We start from the raw sequence: 1,668 nt of genomic DNA on the forward strand, positions 1-1,668 counted from the left end.
CTACACCGGCAAATATGACCTGAGCTCCTCCTCGATGGCTCGGAGGTAGCCGTCCGGGTTGGCTCGGAAGCGCCGACCCATGATGCGAGGGACGCGCCGCTGCTCTAGCTGAGCGCGCAGTCGCTGCCATTCATGAAGGTCCCCAGGCGCCAGGTGCGGGCCGTCAATCGCGGGCAGCAGGGAGGCCGAGGCGATGGCCGGTAGCCGCACCGCTCCGCGCACGACGAGGCCCGCGCTCCCGCGCACCCGACCCGAGGCTCGCCGCTCGTGGTAGCGACAGGTTCCGAAGAGATGTTCCAGGTCATTGTCGGTGCGGGGCAGGTCCGGCACGTCGTAGCAGTGGAAGAGGCCTTTCCAGTAGCGGCGCGTCTCGAGGAGAAAGTGGGCGAGGGCCTGCCGCAGGACTCCCCGGTGACGTCGGCGCGTCCATCGCACAAGGGTAGCCAGGAGGGCGGCCAATCTGCGTCGCACACCTGCCGCGTCCAAGCCCGTCTCGTTGCGGAGGATGGCCGCGGTGCGCTCTACCCACTGGTAGGCCCGTGCCAGGCCAGGCCACATGCTGGCTGTGGCCTTCAATGCATTGCGTAGCACCGCATGCAAGCGGCTCAGTTCCGGTGGCCAGCCCCCCCTTTTGAGACCCGCTCCAAGCTCTTCTCGATGGCGTCCAGGCGTCGGCGTAGCAGCAGGCCGGAGGGTTTGAGAGGCGGGCGGTGGTCGTCGGTAAGAGCGCTCCTGACTGCCGCCGCATAGGCACGCGTGGCCCGGGCGCCCGCGTCCTGGCGGCCTTCCACCGCCCGTTCCACCTTCCTCACCTCACGCACGCGCTTCTTCAATTCTTTCTTTGCATGCCGGTCCGCCTCATAGAGGGGCCGAGCCGCCTCCCGAAGGTAGTGGAAGTGGCACAGTTGGTGCGGCACCTGGGGAAGTGCGTGGGCCAGCGCGTTGCGGATGCTCCTTTGTCCGTCAGAGACCACGCCGACGATGGGCACCCGCCCCAGTGCGCGCTTCGCCTCATCAATGAGAGGAATCAGTTCCTGCTCGCCCCCGGTCAGCAGTGCGCGCGCCAGCAGCACCTGGCCCGACAGGCACTCGCGCACCACCCAGAGCACCTCATGCCCGACGTCCGGCGCGAGCCCGTCAATGGCAAGCACCGCACGCCCCTGGTGGTTGAGTGTTGCCCGCAGGCGCTGCGAGTCGAGAAGCTTGAGGCTGATGAGCTCGTCGTACCGGTCGAGCAGGTTGGTGCAGGTGCGCTCGGAAATGGCGACGCCCCTCTGGCGCAACAAGGCGTGGATTTCCGGCACGCTGCGGTGCTCCCGGTAGCGCTGCGCCCCGATGAAGGCCAGCACGTCCAGGCCGAACTCATGCTCGGGCAGCACCCAATGCCCCTCACCCTCGGCCCGCAGCGACACCCCCTTCAGCAGACACCCCTCGTGGTGGCACACCCGCACCTGCACGGACAGCCCCACGCATCCGGTGAGCGTCGTCACGCAGCGCCGCGAGCGCCAGTCTGCCCGGGTCCTCGTGCCGCAGGCCTCGCAGCGCCGACGCTCGCTGTCGAGTCGCACCTCCCGAGTTGCAACAGGGCGAGCCGTCGTCCGAGCCATGGCGTTCCTCCTTCCCTCAGAGGGGTAACACCTGCGGCTCAAGCCATATTTGCCGGTGTAG

Annotated in this window: 1 protein-coding gene; it reads right to left on the reverse strand. The window is 68.1% G+C overall.

What is annotated here, in order from left to right:
* Nucleotides 1-1,607, reverse strand: a protein-coding gene (locus FJV41_RS49050) for a transposase (protein WP_246137904.1) whose coding sequence is annotated in 2 segments (ribosomal slippage) — nt 1-635 and nt 635-1,607 — 1,608 coding nt in all. Because the reading frame shifts where the segments join, the coding sequence is not laid out codon by codon here.
* Nucleotides 1,608-1,668: the final 61 nt, after the last annotated feature.

It is taken from the genome of Myxococcus llanfairpwllgwyngyllgogerychwyrndrobwllllantysiliogogogochensis (genome assembly GCF_006636215.1).
GTDB classification, from domain to species: domain Bacteria; phylum Myxococcota; class Myxococcia; order Myxococcales; family Myxococcaceae; genus Myxococcus; species Myxococcus llanfairpwllgwyngyllgogerychwyrndrobwllllantysiliogogogochensis.